We start from the raw sequence: 17,591 nt of genomic DNA, 5'->3' as shown, positions 1-17,591 counted from the left end.
GCCCCGGCCGTCCGCGAGAGCAGTGAAGGGTGACCCCCGATGCCCCCTCCCCCCTCCGTGCGGCTGCGCGACGCCCGTGCGGTGGCCGCCCTCGGGCTGGCCGCCGGGATCACGGTGCCCGCCGCCCTCCTGGGCGGCTCCCAGGCCGCCGCCCTGCCGGGCACGCCCACGCCGGGCCCCCTGTCCGTGGAAGCCACCGGGGTCGCGGACCCCGTCGAAGCCGTCGGCGCCCCGGACCGCGTCGGCGCCCCGGACCGCGTCGGCGTCGCGGAAGCCGCCCCGTCCCCACCGGCCGCCGGCGCCGCCGACGAGCAGCCCGGCTGCGGGCGCCCGGACGCGAAGGAGTTCCCCATCGCGGCCCGCATCCAGGACGCTCCGGACCGGTACACGGCGGGAGGGGGCCACGGGACCTGGGTCCTCGACCTCACCAACACCACCGACGCGACCTGCCCGGCCCTGCACCCGGTCCTCGTCCTCACCGACCGCGACCGGCGGCTGACGGCGGAACAGATCCGGGTGGAGTTCTCCGGGCCGGGCCGGGGCGGAGCCGCGCACCGGGTCGCCTGGGAGACCACCGACCGCGACGAGCACATCGGCGTCTTCGACGGTGGAGCGGGCAAGGGGAAGAGCGGCGGCGAGGAGGACGGCGACCGCTCCGACGAGCCGTTCCTCGGGTTCACCGTTCCTGCCGGGGAGACCGTCTCCGTCCGTGTCCGCATGGCCTTCACCCCGGACGCCGCCCCCGGCCCGGTCACCGCCCACGCCGCCGTCGTCCAGCGCCGCCACCAGGACAAGGCCAAGGGTGGTGGGCGTGAGGACGGCGAATGGGTGGGGGACTCGGGGGAGTACCCCTTCGTCATCGCGGACGGCGCCACCGGCGGCACCAGGGAGCCGGCGCCCCTCCGCACGGAGCGACCGCCCCGGCCCGACGCCTCGCCGCAGCGGAGCGGGCGGCCGGAGAGCCCCTCGCCGCAGCGGAGCGGCCGGCCGGAGAGCCCCTCGCCGCAGCACCCCGACCGCCCCGACCGTCCCGAGAGCCCTGCCCCGGACCGCAGCGGCCCGGGCACCGGCGCCCGCACCGACCCGGGAACCGGCCGGGACGCGACCCCGTCCGCGGACCCCGGCGCCCGCCCGCCCGCCGACCCCGATCCCGACGGCCGGGAGGAGCGCCCCGGCCACCCGCTCCGCGAGGGGCTCGGCCGCCCGCTGCCCGAACTCGCCCGGACCGGCCCGGCGTCGGCGGCGTGGACCGGGGCCGCCGCCGGGGCGCTCCTGATCGGCGGGGCCGGCCTGGTGCTGTACGCCCGCCGGGCCCGCCGCACCACCGGCTGACCGGAAGCGCCGGACGGCCCGCAGGGCCGGGGATCGCCCTCCCGTACCGGTCCGTTCACCCGCGTCTGCCACGATCGGCTGGTGGACTACCCGAACGACCAGGCACCTGGCGCACCGATCCGCTCCGGCATCCCCGAGCACGGCCGTATCCCGAAGTACTACGCGGTCAAGGCCCGCATCGCGGTGCTGCTGGACGAGCTGGGGGAGGGCGGCCTCCTGCCCACCGAACGGGAGTTGGCCCTCCGGCACGAGGTCTCGCGCGAGACCGTCCGCCAGGCGCTGCGCGAACTCCTCCTCGAAGGGCGGCTGCGCCGGCAGGGGCGCGGCACCGTCGTCGCCGGGCCCAAGCTGGAGCAGCCGCTCTCGCTCGCCAGCTACACCGAGGGCGTCCGCCGCCAGGGCAGGCGGCCCGGCCGCCACCTCATCGGCCTCGACCGCTTCCCCTGCCCCGAGGCCCTGGCCGCCGAGATCGCGGTCGAACGGGGCGAGCCGGTCTGGCACCTGGAGCGGGTGCTGCTCGCCGACGACGAGCGCGTCGGGGTGGAGAGCACGTACGTCGGCGTCGCCCGCGTCCCGGACCTGGACACGGAGTTCGACCCGGACTCCTCCTTCTACGCCTACCTCCGCGACCGGCTCCAGATCGCCTTCGGCGACGCGGACGAGCGGATCGAGACCGTGCTCGCGACCCCCCGCGAAGCCCTCCTCATCGGCACTCCGCCCGCGCTGCCGATGCTCCTCATCCACCGGCTCTCCCGAGACGCGGACGGCCGGCCGCTGGAGCGCGTGCGGACCCTGTTCCGGGGCGACCGCTTCTCCTTTTCCGCCCATCTGCGGGGCGACGGGCGGCGCTGAACGGACCGCACCCTCCTCCGGCCGTCCGACCCTTTCGGCAGCCTTTAAGGTCACGGAAGGGTAACGGGTCTGGTCCAAACTTGCGGGGCCGTTCACCGTCCCGTCGGTGACCGGACGTGTCCGGGACACCCGCCCCGAGGAGCGTGGCCGGTGTGAGAGTCATCGTCGTAGGAGCCGGCGTGGTGGGAACCATGCACGCCTGGCACGCAGTCAGCCGCGGCCACGAGGTCGTACAGATCGAGCGCGAGAGCGAGGCGCGCGGGGCATCGCTCCGCAATTTCGGACAGATATGGGTCAGCGGCCGGGCCGGTGGCGAGGAGCTGGAAACCGCCCTGCGCGCCCGTGAGCTGTGGGAGGCCATCGGGGAGCGGGTGCCCGGCCTCGGCTTCCGGCCGTGCGGCTCGCTGACTCCGCTGCGCACCGCGTACGAGGTCGCCGTCGCCGAGGCGGCCGTCGCCCGGCCCGACGCGGCGGCGCGCGGCTACAAGCTGTTGACCGCCGAGGAGGCGCGGGCGGTCAACCCGGCCCTGCGCGGCGCGTTCACCGCCGCCCTGTGGTGCGAGCGGGACGCGGCGGTCGAGCCGCGCACCGCCCAGCTCGCCCTCAAGGACCACCTGCTGGCCTCGGGGAAGTACACCTTCCTCGGCGGCCGTGAGGTGCGCGAGGTCGTCGGGACCGCCTCGGTGCGCGACGACCACGGCGACGTCCACACCGGCGACGCCGTGATCCTCGCGACCGGCGCCTGGCTCGGCGGTCTGGTGCGCGAACTCGCCGGGCCCGAACTGCCCGTCCGCCGCGTCCGCCTCCAGATGATGCAGACCGACCCGCTCGGCGAACCCCTCACCACCTCGGTCGCCGACGCCGACAGCTTCCGCTACTACCCCGCCTACCGGAGCGCGGCGCTCGACGCCCTCGACGCCGGGCAGCCGCAGGACCCGGTGGCCGCCGAACACCGCATGCAACTCCTCATGGTGCAGCGGCGGGACGGCGGGTTGACCATCGGGGACACCCACGAGTACGAGCACCCCTTCGCCTTCGACACCGTCGAGGAGCCGTACGAGCACCTCACGCGGGTCGTCGAGGCCTTCCTCGGCCGGCCGCTGCCGCGCATCCGCCACCGCTGGGCCGGCGTCTACGCCCAGTGCACCGACACCTCGCGCGTCGTCCACCGGCAGCAGGTGCGCGAAGGGGTCTGGCTCGTCACCGGGCCCGGCGGGCGCGGCATGACCTGCTCGCCCGCCATCGCCGAAACGACCGCCGACCACCTGGGCTGGTGACCACCATGACTTCAGCGACACCGACCACCGACCACCCCTTCGGCCTCGTCGTCCTCGACATGGCCGGGACCACCGTCGCCGACGGCGGCCTCGTCGAGCAGGCGTTCTCGGCCGCCGCCCGACGCCTCGGCGTGCAGCCCGGATCGGAGGAGCACGCACGTCAACTCGCCTATGTGCGGGCCACCATGGGCGAGTCCAAGATCTCCGTGTTCCGGCACCTGTTCGCCACCGAGGACCAGGCCCGGTACGCCAACACCGCTTTCGAGGAGGCGTACGGCGAACTCGTCGACGGCGGCCGCATCGCCCCGCTCCCCGGCGCCCGCGAGGCCGTCGAACGGCTCACCGCCGAAGGCCGCACCGTCGTCCTGACCACCGGCTTCGCCCGCGTCACCCAGGACGCCATCCTCGCCGCCCTCGGCTGGCAGGACCTCGTCCCCCTCACCCTCTGCCCCGCCGACGCGGGCGGTCGGGGGCGCCCTTATCCGGACATGGTGCTGGCGGCCTTCCTGCGAACCGCCGCCGTGGACGACGTCCGGCGGATCGCGGTGGCCGGTGACACCTCGTACGACATGCTCAGCGGCGTGCGCTCCGGCGCCGGGATCGTCGCCGGAGTCCTCACCGGGGCCCACGACCGGGAGCGGCTGACCCGGCACGGTGCGACCCACGTCCTCGGCTCCGTCGCCGAACTGCCCGACCTCATCGCCCGGGCCGAGGCATGAGCGGCGCGACCGGGGCCGCCGCCGCTCCCGCCGGCCCGGCCAGGACCGCCGCCCCCGCCCGGGGGAGCGAGGCCGCCACCGCCGCTCCCGCGTCCGGCCGGTCCGGCCGGTCCGGCCGAGAAGCCGCCACCCCCAGCGGCATCCGCTTCGACGGCGTCACCGTCGCCTACGGCGGGAACACCGTCCTCGACCGGCTCGACCTCACCGTCGAACCCGGCGAGGTGATGGCCCTCCTCGGTCCCTCCGGTTCGGGCAAGACCACCGCCCTGCGCGCCGTCGCCGGGTTCGTCCGGCCCGCCTCGGGGCGGGTCTTCCTCGGCGGCCGGGACGTCACCGCCCTGCCCCCGCACCGGCGCGGCATCGGCATGGTCGTCCAGAGCTACGCCCTCTTCCCGCACCTCAAGGTCAAGGACAACGTGGCCTTCGGGCTCAAGGCCCACCGCACCCCGAAGGCCGAGATCCCCGGCCGGGTCGCCGAGGCCCTGGAACTCGTCGGCATGGCCGCGTACGCCGACCGCCACCCGCGCCAACTCTCCGGCGGCCAGCAGCAGCGCGTCGCCATCGCCCGGGTGCTCGCCATCCGCCCCGGCGTGCTGCTCCTGGACGAACCCCTCTCCGCGCTCGACGCCCGGCTCCGCTCCGGAATGCTCGCCGAACTGGCGCGGTTGCACCGCGAGTTGCCCGACGTGTCGATCCTCTACGTCACCCACGACCAGGTGGAGGCGCTGACTCTGGCCGACCGGATCGCGGTCATGGACCGGGCCCGGCTCCAGGACTGCGGCACCCCCCGGGAGCTGTACCGCCGGCCGCGTACGGAGTTCACCGCCTCGTTCGTCGGCAACGCCAACCTGCTCCCGGTCACCGTGACCGGCGAAGGGGCCGTCGAACTCGGCCGCCGCCCCCTCGCCGTGCCCACCGGCGCCGCCGCCCCGGGGGCCACCGCCACGCTCTGCGTCCGGCCGCACCTGGTCGGCCTCGGCGCCGGGCCCAACGCGCTCACCGGCACCGTCACCGAGGTCCAGTGGCGCGGCTCCACCCACCGCGTCCACGCCGACGTCGAAGGCCACCCCGTCATGGCCGACCTCCGCGAACTGCGCGACCCCCCGGCCCTCGGCGAGCCGGTCACCCTGCACTTCGCGGCCGAGGACGCGGTGCTGCTCCCCGCCGGGGCGGCCGGAGCGACGGGGGCCGACGGAACCGCGGGGGTGGGCCCGTGACCACCGCCCCGACCGCCGCCCCCCGGGCCTCCGCCGCCCCGGCCCCCGCCGCCGCACCGGCCCCCCGCCGGTCCCGCTCCGTCCCCGCCTGGGTCTGGGCGCTGCCGCCCGTCGCCGTGCTCGCGCTCGCCTTCCTCTACCCGCTGGCCCTCGTCGTCCAGCAGTCCTTCACCCCGGACGAGGGCGGCGCCTCCCTCGACCCGTACGCCGAGGTCTTCGCCTCCGCCGCCTTCCGCTCCGCGCTCACCACCACCGTGTGGCTGGCCCTCGGCTCGACGGCCGGCTGCCTCGTCCTCGGCTTCGTCCTCGCGCTGGTCATCGCGTTCGTGCCGTTCCCGGGCGGGAAGGCGGTCGCCCGGTTCGTCGACGTGTTCCTCTCCTTCCCGTCCTTCCTCATCACCCTCGCCCTGCTGTTCGTCTACGGCTCCGTCGGGATGGCCAACGGGCTCTGGACCGGAGCCACCGGGGCGGCCGAGGGGCCCTTCCACTTCCTGACCACCCCCTGGGGCGTCCTGCTCGCCGAGATCACCTACTTCACGCCGTTCGTGATGCGGCCCCTGCTCGCCGCGTTCTCCCAACTGGAGACCGCGCAGCTGGAGGTGGCCTCCTCGCTGGGCGCCGGGCCCGGCCGGATCATCCGGCGGGTGATCCTGCCCGAGGCGCTTCCGGCCCTGGCGGCGGGCGGCAGCCTCGTCCTGGTGATGTGCCTCAACGAGTTCGGGATCGTCCTGTTCACCGGGGCGAAGGGCGTCACGACGCTGCCGATGCTCGTCTACAGCAAGGCGATCCTGGAGTCGGACTACGCCGCCGCCTGCGTCGTCGCCGTCGTCAACATCGCGATCTCCGTGGGCCTCTACAGCCTCTACCGGGTGGTGAGCCGTCGTGCTGGTGCATAGCCGGGCCGGGAAGTGGGCCACCTGGGCCGTCTTCCTGCTCCTCTTCGTCCCCCTGTTCGCGGTGCCCCTGCTCGTCATCCTCGCCGCGTCCTTCGCCACCCACTGGTCCGGGGCTTTCCCCTCCGGCCCCACCGCCGAGCGCTACGCCGCCGCGACGAGCGGCGACTCGCTCCAAGCCCTGACCACCAGCCTGGTCACGGCCGTCGCCGCGAGCGTGCTGGCCCTCGCCCTCGGCGGCTGGGCGGCCCTCGCCGCCGCCTCCCTCCGCACGCGCGGAAAGCGGCTCCTGGACGCCCTGTTCATCCTGCCGGTCGCCGTGCCCTCGGTGGTCGTCGGCCTCGCGGTGCTGGTCGCCTACAGCCGGCCGCCCGTCCTGCTCAACGGGACGCGGTGGATCGTGATCCTCGCCCACACCGTCCTGGTCACCGCCTTCGCCTACCAGTCGGTCTCCGCCGCCGTGCGCCGCCTCGACCCGGTGTACGAGCAGGCCGCCGCCGGCCTCGGCGCGAGCCCGGCCCGGGTCCTGTGGCGGGTGAAGCTGCCGCTGCTGCTGCCCTCGCTCACCTCCGCCGCCGGGCTCTGCTTCGCCCTGTCCATGGGGGAGCTGAGCGCCACGATGATGCTCTACCCGCCGGACTGGACCCCGCTGCCGGTGCACATCTTCGCCGCCACCGACCGGGGCTCCCTCTTCACCGGCGCCGCCCTCGCCGTGGTCCTGATGGCGACGACGCTCCTGGTCCTCGCCGCCGTCTCCCGCATCCGGACCCGCGCCTCCTACCGCTGACCCCGCCTCCCGTTCACTGGAGAACCCTCATGCGCATCCCCGCCCGCACCCTCGCCCTGCCCCTGGCCGCCTGCGCCGCCCTCACCCTCACCGCCTGCGGCGGCTCCTCCTCCGCCTCCGACGCGAAGTCCGTCACCGTCTACAGCGCCGACGGCCTCAAGGGCGAGAACGGCGACGGCTGGTACGACAAGGTCTTCAAGGACTTCGAGAAGAAGACCGGCATCGAGGTGAAGTACGTCGAGGGCGGCTCCGGCGAGATGGTCCAGCGCGCCGCCCGGGAGAAGTCCAACACCCAGGCCGACGTCCTCGTCACCCTGCCGCCCTTCATCCAGCAGGCCGACGCCAAGGGCCTGCTGACCGCGTACGAGCCGAAGGGCGCCGACCAGGTCGACGGCGCCGACCGCGCGGCCGACGGCAAGTGGACCTCCGTCGTCAACAACTACTTCGGCTTCATCCACAACACCAAGGAGCTGAAGACCCCGCCCCGCACCTGGGAGGAGCTGCTCGACCCCGCGTACAAGGAGAAGATCCAGTACTCCACGCCCGGCGTCGCGGGCGACGGGACCGCCGTCCTCATCAAGGCCATGCACGACTTCGGCGGGCAGGAGCCGGCCATGGCGTACCTGAAGAAGCTCCAGGCCAACAACGTCGGCCCCTCCGCCTCCACCGGCAAGCTCGCCCCCAAGGTCGACAAGGGCGAACTCCTCGTCGCCAACGGGGACGTCCAGATGAACTTCGCCCAGTCCAAGGACATGCCCCACCTCGGCATCTGGTTCCCCGCCAAGGGCGACGGCAAGCCCACCAGCTTCGCCCTCCCGTACGCGGCAGGGCTCGTCGCGAAGGCCCCGCACAGCGAGAACGGCAAGAAGCTGCTCGACTTCATGCTCTCCGAGCAGGCCCAGCGCGACGTCAGCGCGGTCGGCGGCGGGTTCGCCGCCCGCAAGGACATCGAGGCCACCGACGCCAACGCCGTCGAACTGGCCGCGCTGATGGAGGGCGTGGAGATCTTCGAGCCCGACTGGTCGGAGATCGGCGCCAACCTCGACACGTACGTCGACGCCTGGAAGTCGGCCACCGGAAGCTGACCGGCCACCTCTCCGCCACGGATCCCTGCCAAGGTCTGGACCCGGCCCGGATATCTCGCGAAGGTAACGGGTCCGGTCCAGCACCACGTTCACGTCCGGCCCCGATCGACCCGCCCCCTCTCCCTGGAGGAACACGTGTCCCGGTCCCCGTCCCGACGCTCCGTCCTCGCCGCCACCGCCGCCGCCACGGCCGCCGCCGTCGCCCCGCTCGCCACCGCCTCCCCGGCCGCCGCCGCTCCCGCCCTCCCGGAGGGCACCAGCAAGGACAAGGTGCTCGTCGTCGGGATGGACGGGCTGCGCCACGACGTCATCGCCGCCGCCGACGCCCCGCACCTCAAGGCGATGATGGCCGCCGGGACGTACGGCACCTCGCTGCTGTACGCGAACCCGATGGCCGCCACCTCCTCCGGCCCCGGGTGGTCGACCGTCTCCACCGGCGTCTGGCCCGACAAGCACGGCGTCAGGGAGAACTCCTTCGCCGGGAAGAACTACGCGCAGTACCCCGGCCTCCTCGCCCGGCTCGCCCAGGTCCGCCCCCAGCTCTCCACCTACGCCGCCGTCGACTGGAAACCCCTGGACACCCACGGCACCGTCACCGCGGGCGCCGACGCCAAGCTCGTCCTCGACGGCGACCGCGACGGCTACACCGGCCACGACGCGACCATCGCCGCCGAGACGGAGTCGGTCCTCCGGAACCAGAACCCGGACGTGCTCTTCGTCTACTTCGGCCAGACCGACATCGCCGGCCACGACTCCGGGGCGGCCAGTGCCGCCTACCGCCGGGCGATCGCCGTCCAGGACGGCCACCTCGGCCGCCTCCTCGCCGCCATCGAGGCCCGCCCCTCCTACGCCACCGAGCGGTGGACCGTCATCGTCACCACCGACCACGGCCACACCGACTCCGGCGGCCACGGCGGCAGCGCCATCGAGGAGCGCCGCACCTTCGTCCTCGCCCAGGGCCCCGGCATCGCGGCCGGCGCCCGCCCCACCGACACCCGGCTCGTGGACGTCGCCGCCACCGTCTTCCACCAGCTCGGCATCGTCCCCGACCCCGCCTGGGGGCTGGACGGCAAGCCGGTCCAGGAACGCTCCGCCGACCCGTTCGAGACCCTGTACCCGGCGCTCGCCGGCCGCACCGACGAGACCGGCATCCCGGCCGGGGTCCTCGGCTGGACCCGCACCGCGCCCAGCGGCTGGTCCGTCGTCAACTCCGCGATGGGCACCGGGGGCGTGGCCGAGTGGCGCGGCTGGTCCTTCGCCACCGACGAGTTCTGGAGCCGCAGCCAGCGCGACCAGTCCCGCGAGCTGAACGTCCGCTCGCGCGGGATCTTCGCCGTGGCGGACTCCGACGAGTGGGCCGACAAGGCGTCCTCCGGCCCGTACGACTCCACGCTCGTCACCCCGGCGTACGCCGTCTCCGGCAAGGCCACCGTGACCCTCGGCTTCACCACCCACTACCGGCAGGAGGGCAGCCAGAGCGCCCGCGTCCTCGCCTCCTGGAACGGCGGGACGCCCGTCGAGGTGAAGCGGTACACCGCCGACGTGGTCTCCCAGCCGCAGGCGCTGACCCTGGACGTGCCGTCCGGAGCGGCCAACGTGAGCTTCCGCTTCCACTACACCGGCAGCAACAACTGGTACTGGGCGATCGACGGGGTCAAGATCACCACGGCCTAATTATGCTGGGGGTGCCGGGACGGCGTGGTCCGGGCACCCCCAGCACGCAGTGCGTACGGCAGGAGTCCCGACACATGGCAGAGCGCAAGCCCATCACTTCCTGGCTGACCGACATGGACGGCGTCCTCATCCACGAGGGCACCCCCATCCCCGGCGCCGACGCCTTCATCAAGCGGCTGCGGGATTCCGGGCTGCCCTTCCTCGTCCTCACCAACAACTCCATCTACACCGCGCGCGACCTGCACGCGCGGCTCAAGCGCATGGGCCTGGACGTGCCCGTGGAGAACATCTGGACCTCCGCGCTCGCCACCGCCCAGTTCCTGGACGACCAGCGCCCCGGCGGCACGGCGTACGTCATCGGGGAGGCCGGCCTCACCACCGCCCTGCACGACATCGGGTACGTCCTCACCGACCACGACCCGGACTACGTGGTGCTCGGGGAGACCCGGACGTACAGCTTCGAGGCGCTGACCAAGGCGATCCGGCTGATCAACGCCGGCGCCCGCTTCATCTGCACCAACCCCGACGAGACCGGCCCCTCCGCCGAGGGCCCGCTGCCCGCCACCGGCTCGGTCGCCGCCCTCATCACCAAGGCCACCGGCAAGGACCCGTACTTCGCGGGCAAGCCCAACCCGCTGATGATGCGGACCGGGCTCAACGCCATCGGCGCGCACTCCGAGACCAGCGCGATGATCGGCGACCGGATGGACACCGACGTGCTGGCGGGGCTGGAGGCGGGGATGCAGACCTTCCTGGTCCTCACCGGGCTCACCACCGTCGCGGACATCGACCGCTACCCCTTCGGCCCGTCCCACGTCGTGGAGTCCATCGCGGACCTGGTCGACCTCATCGACCTCCCGGACCAGGTGGACCGGGGGGAGCAGTCGGGGGCGGCGGACCGCGCCTGACCCGGTCGGCCCTGACCTGACCTGACCTGACCTGACCTGACCTGACCTGCGAGGATCGCCTCCGTAGCCGCCCGAGGGGACGACCCCGTGTCGCCCGAATGGAGGACTGCGGATGCGGCCCGCCGCCGCAGAGCCGAACCTTCCCGTAGGAGGTTCACGATGCGTTCCACACCCATCACGTTCTGTGCGGTGGCGGCGGCCGTGCTCATAGCCGTCCCCGCACCCGTCGCCCTGGCTTCCCCGGCCGCCCCGGCCGGGGAGGACGACCGGCGCACCGGCACCGTCTCGATCACCCCGTCCACCACCGCCCCGGGCGCGGAGGTGGAGCTCTGGACCGACGCCTGCGGCAGGGGCCGCCGCGCCAAGGGCAACTCCGACGCCTTCGCCTCGGTCGCCCACTTCCGGCCCGCCGACGACAAGGGCCTCTTCGCCCGGGCCCGCATCCGGTCCGACGCCGAACCCCGCTCCTACGACGTCTGGGTGACGTGCGAGGACAGCGGCGGCCGGGCCACCGGCGCCCTCACCGTCGTCCACCACCACCGGCCCTCGCCCGCCGCACCCGTCAAGGCGGGCGGCGGAGGCGCCGCCACCCTCGCCGAACGCTCCGCCGACGAGCAGGGCCCCGGCGTCCGGCACGCGGTGACCGGCCTGGTGCTCGCCGCCGTCGCGGCCGTCGCCGTCGCCCTGCGCACCTCGCGCCGGCGCCGCACCCCGGCCGGCAGCTGAGATGAGCGCCCCGGACCGCCCGGCAGGCAACGGGCGACTGCTCACCGGAGTGACCTGGGCCGTGCTGCTGCTCGGCCTGTGGCTCTGGGGCAAGGAGGCCGGCGGCGGGTTCGGCGGACTGTCCGGCCCCACCACCGGGGACGTGGCCGCGGTCGGCCGTCCCTTCGGCGCCTCGCTGCCCCCGGCCCACGACCCGCTCGACGGGTCGGCCCCCGAACGCGTGGAGGTCCCCTCCGTGGGGATCGCGGCCCCCGTCGTCGCACGCGGCCTCGACGGGGACGGGGCCGTCGACCCGCCCCCGTACGGCATGCCGAGGACCGCCGGCTGGTACGGCGACGGCACCCAGCCCGGCGCGAAGGGGACGGCCCTCTTCGTCGGCCACGTCGACACCGACACCGAACCGGCGGTCTTCTACGGGCTCAGCGCGGTGAAGCCGGGCGCCCGGATCGAGGTCGCCCGGGCGGACGGAAGCGTCGCCGAGTTCACCGTGGACGACGTCCGGCTCGTCACCCGCGAACGGTTCGACGCGCAGAAGGTGTACGGGCCCCGCCAGGAGGGCCGGGCCGAGCTGCGGCTGATCACCTGCGGCGGGAAGTACGACCCGGCCACCCGCTCGTACACGGCGAACGTGGTCGTCTCCGCCTACCTCACCGGCGCGCAGGACGCGCGAGGCGGCGGGGACGGCGACCGGGACGGCGGTGAGCGCGCCCAGGCCGCGGCCGCCACCGGCCGCACCTGAGGCCCCCGCCGTCCTCGTACCGCCCGGCACGTCCCACCCGGCCCGGCCGGCCGCCTCCCCGGGGGCGCGCCCGCCGGGCCGGTCCTCGACCGCGCGCCCGGCCGCGGGAGCGGCCCGGCGCGGCACGGGAGGCCGGTGCGGGGCGGGGGCGCCCGGCCGCTGTGCCAGGATGGAGCGGACCGGCAGCACAGCGGTGCGACCGATGAGGAACAGTGCAGGCAGCACGCCCGAGGGGGAGTGGATGTACAGCGGTGACACCGGTCGGCCCCGGACGCGCGGGCGCGCGGCGGCCCTGCGGGCGGCCGGTACGGCGGCGGCGCTCGGGGCGGTCCTCCTGCTGGCGGGATGCTCCGGCGACGGGGACGGCGGCGACCGGAAGAGCGCCCCGGCCATCGGCCAGCAGCCCAAGGACCAGGACCCGTACTGGGTCAACCCCGACGGCAACGCGGCCCGCCAGGTCGAGGCGTACACGAAGGACGGCGACGACGAGAACGCCGAGCTGATCCGGAAGATCGCCCGGCAGCCGGTCGGCGAGTGGATCGGCCCGGACAACCCCGAGAACGAGGTCAAGGGCGTCACCGAGGCGGCCACCGCCGCCGACCGGGAGGCTCTGCTGGTCCTCTACAACGTCCCGCACCGCGACTGCGGCCAGTTCTCCAAGGGCGGCGCCTCCGACGGCGACGCCTACCGCGCCTGGCTGGACAGCGTCGCCAAGGGCATCGGGGACCGCGCCGCCACCGTGATCCTGGAGCCGGACGCCCTGCTCCACCTGGTCGACGGCTGCACCCCCCAGGAGTTCCACGAGGAGCGCTACGACCTGCTCAAGGGCGCGATCCAGCGGCTGAAGCAGCAGCCCGCCACCAAGGTCTACCTGGACGCGGGGAACGCCGGCTGGCAGTCGCCCGACGCGTTGTACCAGCCGCTCCAGCGCGCCGGGATCGCCGAGGCGGACGGCTTCTCGCTCAACGTCTCCAACTTCCAGACGACGGCCGTCTCCACGGAGTTCGGCAAGAAGCTGTCGCAGAAGATCGGCGGCAAGCCCTTCGTCATCGACACCAGCCGCAACGGCAACGGCCCCTACACGGGCGGCGACCCCGCCGAGAGCTGGTGCAACCCGCCCGGCCGCGCGTTGGGCGAGGCCCCCACCACCCGGACCGGCGACGAGCTGGTCGACGCCTACCTGTGGATCAAGCGCCCCGGCGAGTCGGACGGCGACTGCAAGGGCGGGCCGAAGGCCGGCGAGTGGTGGCCGGAGTACGCGCTGGGCCTGGCCCGCGCCACGAAGTAGCCCCCGCACCACGAAGCAGCCCCCGCACGGCGAAGGCCGCGTCCCGCAGGGACACCTCCTGCGGGACGCGGCCTCCGCCGGGTGCGTACGTGCTCCACGCGGCACGCCGTGCGGGGGACGCGCCCTACTCGGGCACCTCCACCCACATGCCCTCCGACGGGGTGCCCCGGTCGTCGGTGACGAACAGCATGTACCAGCCGGACGGCACCAGCGCCCGGTTGTCCGGCACGGTGACGGTGATCCCGTCCTTCGACTTCTCCATCTCCAGCGCGATGGTGCGCTGGTCGGTGTCGGTGACGTGGGTGACCGCCGAGGGCCGCATCAGCTTCGCCGAGGTGATCTTCGAGGCGTGCTGCGTGGTGAACAGGCCGGTGGAGCCGCGCTCGATCTTCTCGGGCCCGGCCGTCAACTCCGGCCGGAAGTCCCGGTAGAGGTAGGGCGGGGTGTAGATCTCGATCCGCTGCTCGAAGACGCCGGGCCGGGTGTTGGCCTTGTCCGAGAAGAGCGAGTCCGATCCGAAGATCATGACCCGGCCGTCCGGCAGCAGCACCGAACCCGAGTGGTAGTTCCGGCCGACCGCCGGGTCCGCGACCCTCTTGTAGGTGTCCGTCTTCGCGTCGTACAGCCGGGCCTGGAGCACGTCCGAGCCGCTGCGCCCCCGGTAGTCGCTGGAGCCGCCGGTGACCAGCAGGGAGTCGTCGGGCAGCAGGGAGGCGCTGGGGTAGCGGGTGCCCTCGGAGAGGGACGCGCCGTCGGTGAACCTCGGCTTCTTCTCCGTGAGGTCCACCAGCCGCGACTTCTCGCTGGACTTCTCCGACTCGCCGACCCCGCCGCCGCCGATCACCATGAACCTCTGGTCCTGCGCCGGGGGCAGCCGCACGGTGGCCGAGGTCTCCATCTGATCCGGGTCGCTGAGTCCGGGGATCTTCTTGAACGTGTTGGTCGCGAGGTCCCAGACGCCCGGGTCGCGGCCGACGTCCGCCGGACCGTATCCGGCGTTGGAGCCGGAGTAGAACAGCTTGCCGTCGTCGAGCAGGAAGACCGCCGGGTAGGTGGGGAACCGCCGCTCGATGCCGGTGTACTCCCACTCCTTGGTCTTCGGGTCGTAGATCTCGTCCTTGCCGGGGACGATCTGCCCGATCTCGTCCAGACCCGACAGCGCGAGGACCTTGCCGTCCTCCAGCGTCGTCAGCGTGGGGTACCAGCGGGCCTCCTTCATCGGGTCGACGGGTATGTACTTCTCCGCGACCGGGTCGAACTCGAAGGCCTCCCGGATCCCCTGGAAGTCCTTCTTGTCCAGGGCCAGCTTCTGCGCGATGCCGTAGACGTTGCGGGTGTCCGAGCCGGACAGGCCCGCCACCCGGTAGTTGTCCTCGGTGCCGGTCTCGTACTTCTTGCCGGTCTTCTGCGCCTCGACGTAGATCCGGCCGAGCCCGGGGTCGTTGCGCAGGAACGCGCCGGTCTCCTCGTCGAAGACCTTCTTGGCCTTCTCGACCAGGATCGGGTCCTTGGAGACGAACGTCTTCCCGTTCTTCTTGCCGGTGAACCGGGTGCCCGCGGGCAGGGTGATCGGCTTGTCCGGGTCCTCGTTGTGGACGATCATCAGGCCGCCGGCCTTGGTGACGTCGCCCTGGAGCTTCTCGTACCGCTTGGTGCCGCCGGCGATGAGGAGCTTGCCGTCGGGCAGCTGGGTGTGGCCGGCGCAGAACATGTCCTCGGGGGTGGGGATGTCCTTGAAGACCTCGGTCTTCGGATCCCACAGCACCGAGCGGAAGCTCTTCGCGTCGAAGTTCTTCTGGTTGTTCCCGGAGCCCGCGACGAGCAGCACCTTGCCGGTGTGGAGCAGCGCCGCGTGGATCGTGTTGATCCGGTGCTCGGAGGGGACGTCCAGGAAGTCCCAGTGGCCGTTGGCCGCCTTGTACTCCGGCTTGTTGATCGTGTACTCGTGGTAGCGCTCGGTGCTGAAGCGGTACAGCCACGGCCCGTTCGCCCCCGCGAGCGCGAGAACCACCGCCGTACTGATCGCCAGGCGGCGGGTACGGCGGCTCGGACGGTACTTCATTTCTTACGTCCCCCCAGGGCGATCTGCATGGTCTGGTCGTTGCCGGGCGCACCGGGCAGGGGAGCGGGCCGCGGCCGGGGGGCCGGTCCGCCGCTGCGGTGGGATCCGCCGGAGCGCCGCTTCTTCTTCTCGGCGCGGATCGTGTACCGCCACCCGATGATCGGCGCGGCGGTGATCAGCAGCGCCAGCGTGGCCCAGGTGACCATCGCGGGGTGGCTGTGGCCCAGGAAGAACGAGGCGGTCATCGAGGCGCCGAAGACGCCGATGAAGAACAGGTGGATGCGGAAGGTGCCGAAGAGGGTGTCCGGGCTGGAGGAGTCGCCCTTGGGGGTCACCACGAACGAGCTCTTGCGGCGCAGCACCGCGTCCATCAGCGAGCGGGCGTAGATCGGCGCGGAGAGCGCGGACATCACCATGCCGGCCAGGCCGCCGGAGCCCTCGGGCTCGTGGGGCGAGACGTTGTGGCGGCGGTTCCAGATGTACAGGCCGATCTGGAGCGCGGAGGCGTTGCCGTAGAGCATCATCCAGATCGTCGGGTCGATCTGGACGCCGGAGGCGCCCATGCCGAGGAAGAGCGCGCAACTGAGGGCGGCGAGGATCCAGTTCAGCGCCGACATCGGGTAGAAGATGATCATCATCGTGTAGTTGAAGAGCTTCCCGGGCGGCATGGTCCCGAAGCCCTTCCAGAACTGTCCGATGATCGTCTCGTACGTGCCCCTGGACCACCGCAGCTGCTGGGTGAAGAAGTCCGTCCACGCGGTCGGGCCCTCACCGACGGCCAGCACGTCCGGGGTGTAGACCGAGCGCCATTTCCTGCCGGTGGCGGGGTTGCGGTGGCGGTGGATCTCGAAGCCGGTGGCCATGTCCTCGGTGATCGAGTCGTAGAGGCCGCCGATCTGCTTGAGCGCCGAGATGCGGACCGCGTTGCTGGTGCCGACGAACATGGGCGCGCCGTAGCGGTTGCCCGCTCGCTGGATCAGGGCGTGGAAGAGGAACTGCTGCGACTCGGCGGCCTTGGTGACGAAGGTGTCGTAGTTGCCGTAGACCTGCGGTCCGATGACGAAGCCGACGTCCGGGTCGCGGAAGTAGCCGAGCATGCGCTCCAGGTAGTTCGCCATCGGGACGTGGTCGGTGTCGACCGAGGCGAAGAAGTCGTAGTCGCCGCCGTGCGCGTCCAGCCAGGCGTTGTAGTTGCCGTGCTTGGTCTTGGCGCGGTGGGGGCCCTTGGCCTGGTTCCAGTGGGCCACGCCCTTGCGGGAGAAGTGGTGCACGCCGAGCCGGGCGCAGACCTCCTTGACCGCCGGGTCGTCGCCCTCGTCGAGCAGCCAGACGTGCATCAGGCCGCGGTGGCGGATGCGCACGGCCGCCTCCAGGGTCTTCGTCACCATCTCCAGCGGCTCCTTGCCGGGGACGAAGGAGGTGAGGAAGGCGACCTTGGTGCCGGACTCCGGGACCACCGGGACCGGGTCGCGGGCGACCAGGGTGGCGTGGGCGTTGGAGAGGACGTTCATCGTGCGGAACAGCTCGATCAGACCGATCGAGACCAGCATGACGATGTCGAGGGCCAGCAGGAGGTCGTTGTCCAGGTTCGGATCGCGGTCCGTCCAGTGGCCGGGCTGCATCAGCCAGACGAAGAGGCCGAGCGAGACGAGGGGAGCCGCGCCGAGCAGGAGCGCCGCGCGCACCCGGTGCGGCTCCTGGGATATGAGCGAGCGGTACTGGACCTTGTACGGCTTGCCCGCGGGGGGCTGCGTCAGCGGTCCGGCGAGCCGGCTGTAGTGCTCGTAGTCGTAGCGCGGCAGCTCCTTTCCGGCCCGCCGCCGCGCCGCGCCGGCCCGCAGCTGCGCCGGTATCCGGAGCTGTGTCGTCCGGGAAGCGTCGTTCTCCTGCCGGTCGCCTGGCGGCGTCGACGTCATGGGTCATTCCCCCCGCACGCATGCTGGTGCGTGACTGGATCGGTCTCGTCGTGCGCGGTGGGTCCCCGTTCTTCACCGGGCACGCACACGGTGGCGAGCCGCCGTTCCCACAGACA

The 17,591-nt window shown here is 73.1% G+C and carries 15 protein-coding genes; 13 read left to right on the top strand and 2 right to left on the bottom strand.

All coding sequences use genetic code 11. The features are described 5' to 3' along the window. The first annotated feature begins 39 nt into the window (after positions 1–39). The 13 genes from ACH4K1_RS17185 to ACH4K1_RS17125 all read left to right on the top strand — a co-directional run bounded on the left by ACH4K1_RS17185 (position 40) and on the right by ACH4K1_RS17125 (position 13,497). Positions 40–1,332: an LPXTG cell wall anchor domain-containing protein gene (locus ACH4K1_RS17185; protein ID WP_398090135.1), complete on the top strand. Its 1,293-nt coding sequence runs from the start codon at positions 40–42 to the stop codon at positions 1,330–1,332. Between the two features lie 81 nt (positions 1,333–1,413). Then, positions 1,414–2,184, top strand: a complete 771-nt coding sequence (locus ACH4K1_RS17180) for a GntR family transcriptional regulator (protein WP_398090134.1) — start codon at positions 1,414–1,416, stop codon at positions 2,182–2,184. 152 nt (positions 2,185–2,336) lie between these two features. Next, on the top strand, positions 2,337–3,461 hold the full coding sequence (locus ACH4K1_RS17175) for a TIGR03364 family FAD-dependent oxidoreductase (protein ID WP_398090133.1): 1,125 nt from the start codon (positions 2,337–2,339) through the stop codon (positions 3,459–3,461). A 5-nt stretch (positions 3,462–3,466) separates the two neighbouring features. Beyond that, on the top strand, positions 3,467–4,180 hold the full coding sequence (locus tag ACH4K1_RS17170) for a phosphonatase-like hydrolase (RefSeq protein WP_398090132.1): 714 nt from the start codon (positions 3,467–3,469) through the stop codon (positions 4,178–4,180). Continuing rightward, positions 4,177–5,397, top strand: a complete 1,221-nt coding sequence (locus ACH4K1_RS17165) for an ABC transporter ATP-binding protein (RefSeq protein WP_398090131.1) — start codon at positions 4,177–4,179, stop codon at positions 5,395–5,397. The genes ACH4K1_RS17170 and ACH4K1_RS17165 overlap by 4 nt, the downstream gene beginning before the upstream one ends. Beyond that, positions 5,394–6,293, top strand: coding sequence for a 2-aminoethylphosphonate ABC transporter permease subunit (locus tag ACH4K1_RS17160; RefSeq protein ID WP_398090130.1), 900 nt, complete (start codon positions 5,394–5,396; stop codon positions 6,291–6,293). Before ACH4K1_RS17165 ends, ACH4K1_RS17160 begins: the two co-directional genes overlap by 4 nt. Continuing rightward, positions 6,280–7,077 (top strand): ABC transporter permease, encoded by a 798-nt coding sequence (locus ACH4K1_RS17155; protein ID WP_398090129.1) that lies wholly within the window; start codon positions 6,280–6,282, stop codon positions 7,075–7,077. Before ACH4K1_RS17160 ends, ACH4K1_RS17155 begins: the two co-directional genes overlap by 14 nt. Positions 7,078–7,106: 29 nt before the next feature. After that, on the top strand, positions 7,107–8,162 hold the full coding sequence (locus tag ACH4K1_RS17150; protein WP_398090128.1) for a 2-aminoethylphosphonate ABC transporter substrate-binding protein: 1,056 nt from the start codon (positions 7,107–7,109) through the stop codon (positions 8,160–8,162). Positions 8,163–8,297: 135 nt separating this feature from the next. Further along, the gene (locus ACH4K1_RS17145) at positions 8,298–9,836 is read left to right on the top strand and encodes an alkaline phosphatase family protein (protein WP_398090127.1); all 1,539 of its coding nucleotides are present in this window, start codon (positions 8,298–8,300) and stop codon (positions 9,834–9,836) included. 74 nt (positions 9,837–9,910) lie between these two features. Continuing rightward, the gene (locus ACH4K1_RS17140) at positions 9,911–10,744 is read left to right on the top strand and encodes an HAD-IIA family hydrolase (RefSeq protein WP_398090126.1); all 834 of its coding nucleotides are present in this window, start codon (positions 9,911–9,913) and stop codon (positions 10,742–10,744) included. A gap of 159 nt (positions 10,745–10,903) precedes the next feature. After that, positions 10,904–11,470: a hypothetical protein gene (locus ACH4K1_RS17135; RefSeq protein ID WP_398090125.1), complete on the top strand. Its 567-nt coding sequence runs from the start codon at positions 10,904–10,906 to the stop codon at positions 11,468–11,470. A gap of 1 nt (position 11,471) precedes the next feature. Next, positions 11,472–12,209, top strand: coding sequence for a class F sortase (locus ACH4K1_RS17130; protein ID WP_398090124.1), 738 nt, complete (start codon positions 11,472–11,474; stop codon positions 12,207–12,209). 241 nt (positions 12,210–12,450) lie between these two features. Beyond that, complete coding sequence (locus ACH4K1_RS17125) at positions 12,451–13,497, top strand: glycoside hydrolase family 6 protein (RefSeq protein WP_398090256.1); 1,047 nt, start codon at positions 12,451–12,453, stop codon at positions 13,495–13,497. Between the two features lie 124 nt (positions 13,498–13,621). On the opposite strand, the gene ACH4K1_RS17120 is transcribed toward ACH4K1_RS17125, so the two are convergent. Beyond that, positions 13,622–15,559, bottom strand: a complete 1,938-nt coding sequence (locus ACH4K1_RS17120) for a galactose oxidase-like domain-containing protein (protein ID WP_398090123.1) — start codon at positions 15,557–15,559, stop codon at positions 13,622–13,624. Then, positions 15,556–17,475 (bottom strand): glycosyltransferase, encoded by a 1,920-nt coding sequence (locus ACH4K1_RS17115; protein WP_398090122.1) that lies wholly within the window; start codon positions 17,473–17,475, stop codon positions 15,556–15,558. The genes ACH4K1_RS17120 and ACH4K1_RS17115 overlap by 4 nt, the downstream gene beginning before the upstream one ends. Between the last annotated feature and the right edge of the window lie 116 nt (positions 17,476–17,591).

Origin of the sequence: Streptomyces sp. NPDC017448 (assembly GCF_044330565.1) — a bacterium.
GTDB lineage: Bacteria > Actinomycetota > Actinomycetes > Streptomycetales > Streptomycetaceae > Streptomyces.
This window is presented reverse-complemented; position numbering and strand designations above follow the sequence as displayed.

Coding starts and splice junctions, on each gene's coding strand:
- ACH4K1_RS17165 (WP_398090131.1), top strand. CDS start 4,177: ATGAGCGGCGCGACCGGGGCCGCCGCCGCTCCCGCCGGCCCGGCCAGG.
- ACH4K1_RS17130 (WP_398090124.1), top strand. CDS start 11,472: ATGAGCGCCCCGGACCGCCCGGCAGGCAACGGGCGACTGCTCACCGGA.
- ACH4K1_RS17185 (WP_398090135.1), top strand. CDS start 40: ATGCCCCCTCCCCCCTCCGTGCGGCTGCGCGACGCCCGTGCGGTGGCC.
- ACH4K1_RS17120 (WP_398090123.1), bottom strand. CDS start 15,559: ATGAAGTACCGTCCGAGCCGCCGTACCCGCCGCCTGGCGATCAGTACG.
- ACH4K1_RS17135 (WP_398090125.1), top strand. CDS start 10,904: ATGCGTTCCACACCCATCACGTTCTGTGCGGTGGCGGCGGCCGTGCTC.
- ACH4K1_RS17150 (WP_398090128.1), top strand. CDS start 7,107: ATGCGCATCCCCGCCCGCACCCTCGCCCTGCCCCTGGCCGCCTGCGCC.
- ACH4K1_RS17125 (WP_398090256.1), top strand. CDS start 12,451: ATGTACAGCGGTGACACCGGTCGGCCCCGGACGCGCGGGCGCGCGGCG.
- ACH4K1_RS17140 (WP_398090126.1), top strand. CDS start 9,911: ATGGCAGAGCGCAAGCCCATCACTTCCTGGCTGACCGACATGGACGGC.
- ACH4K1_RS17115 (WP_398090122.1), bottom strand. CDS start 17,475: ATGACGTCGACGCCGCCAGGCGACCGGCAGGAGAACGACGCTTCCCGG.
- ACH4K1_RS17170 (WP_398090132.1), top strand. CDS start 3,467: ATGACTTCAGCGACACCGACCACCGACCACCCCTTCGGCCTCGTCGTC.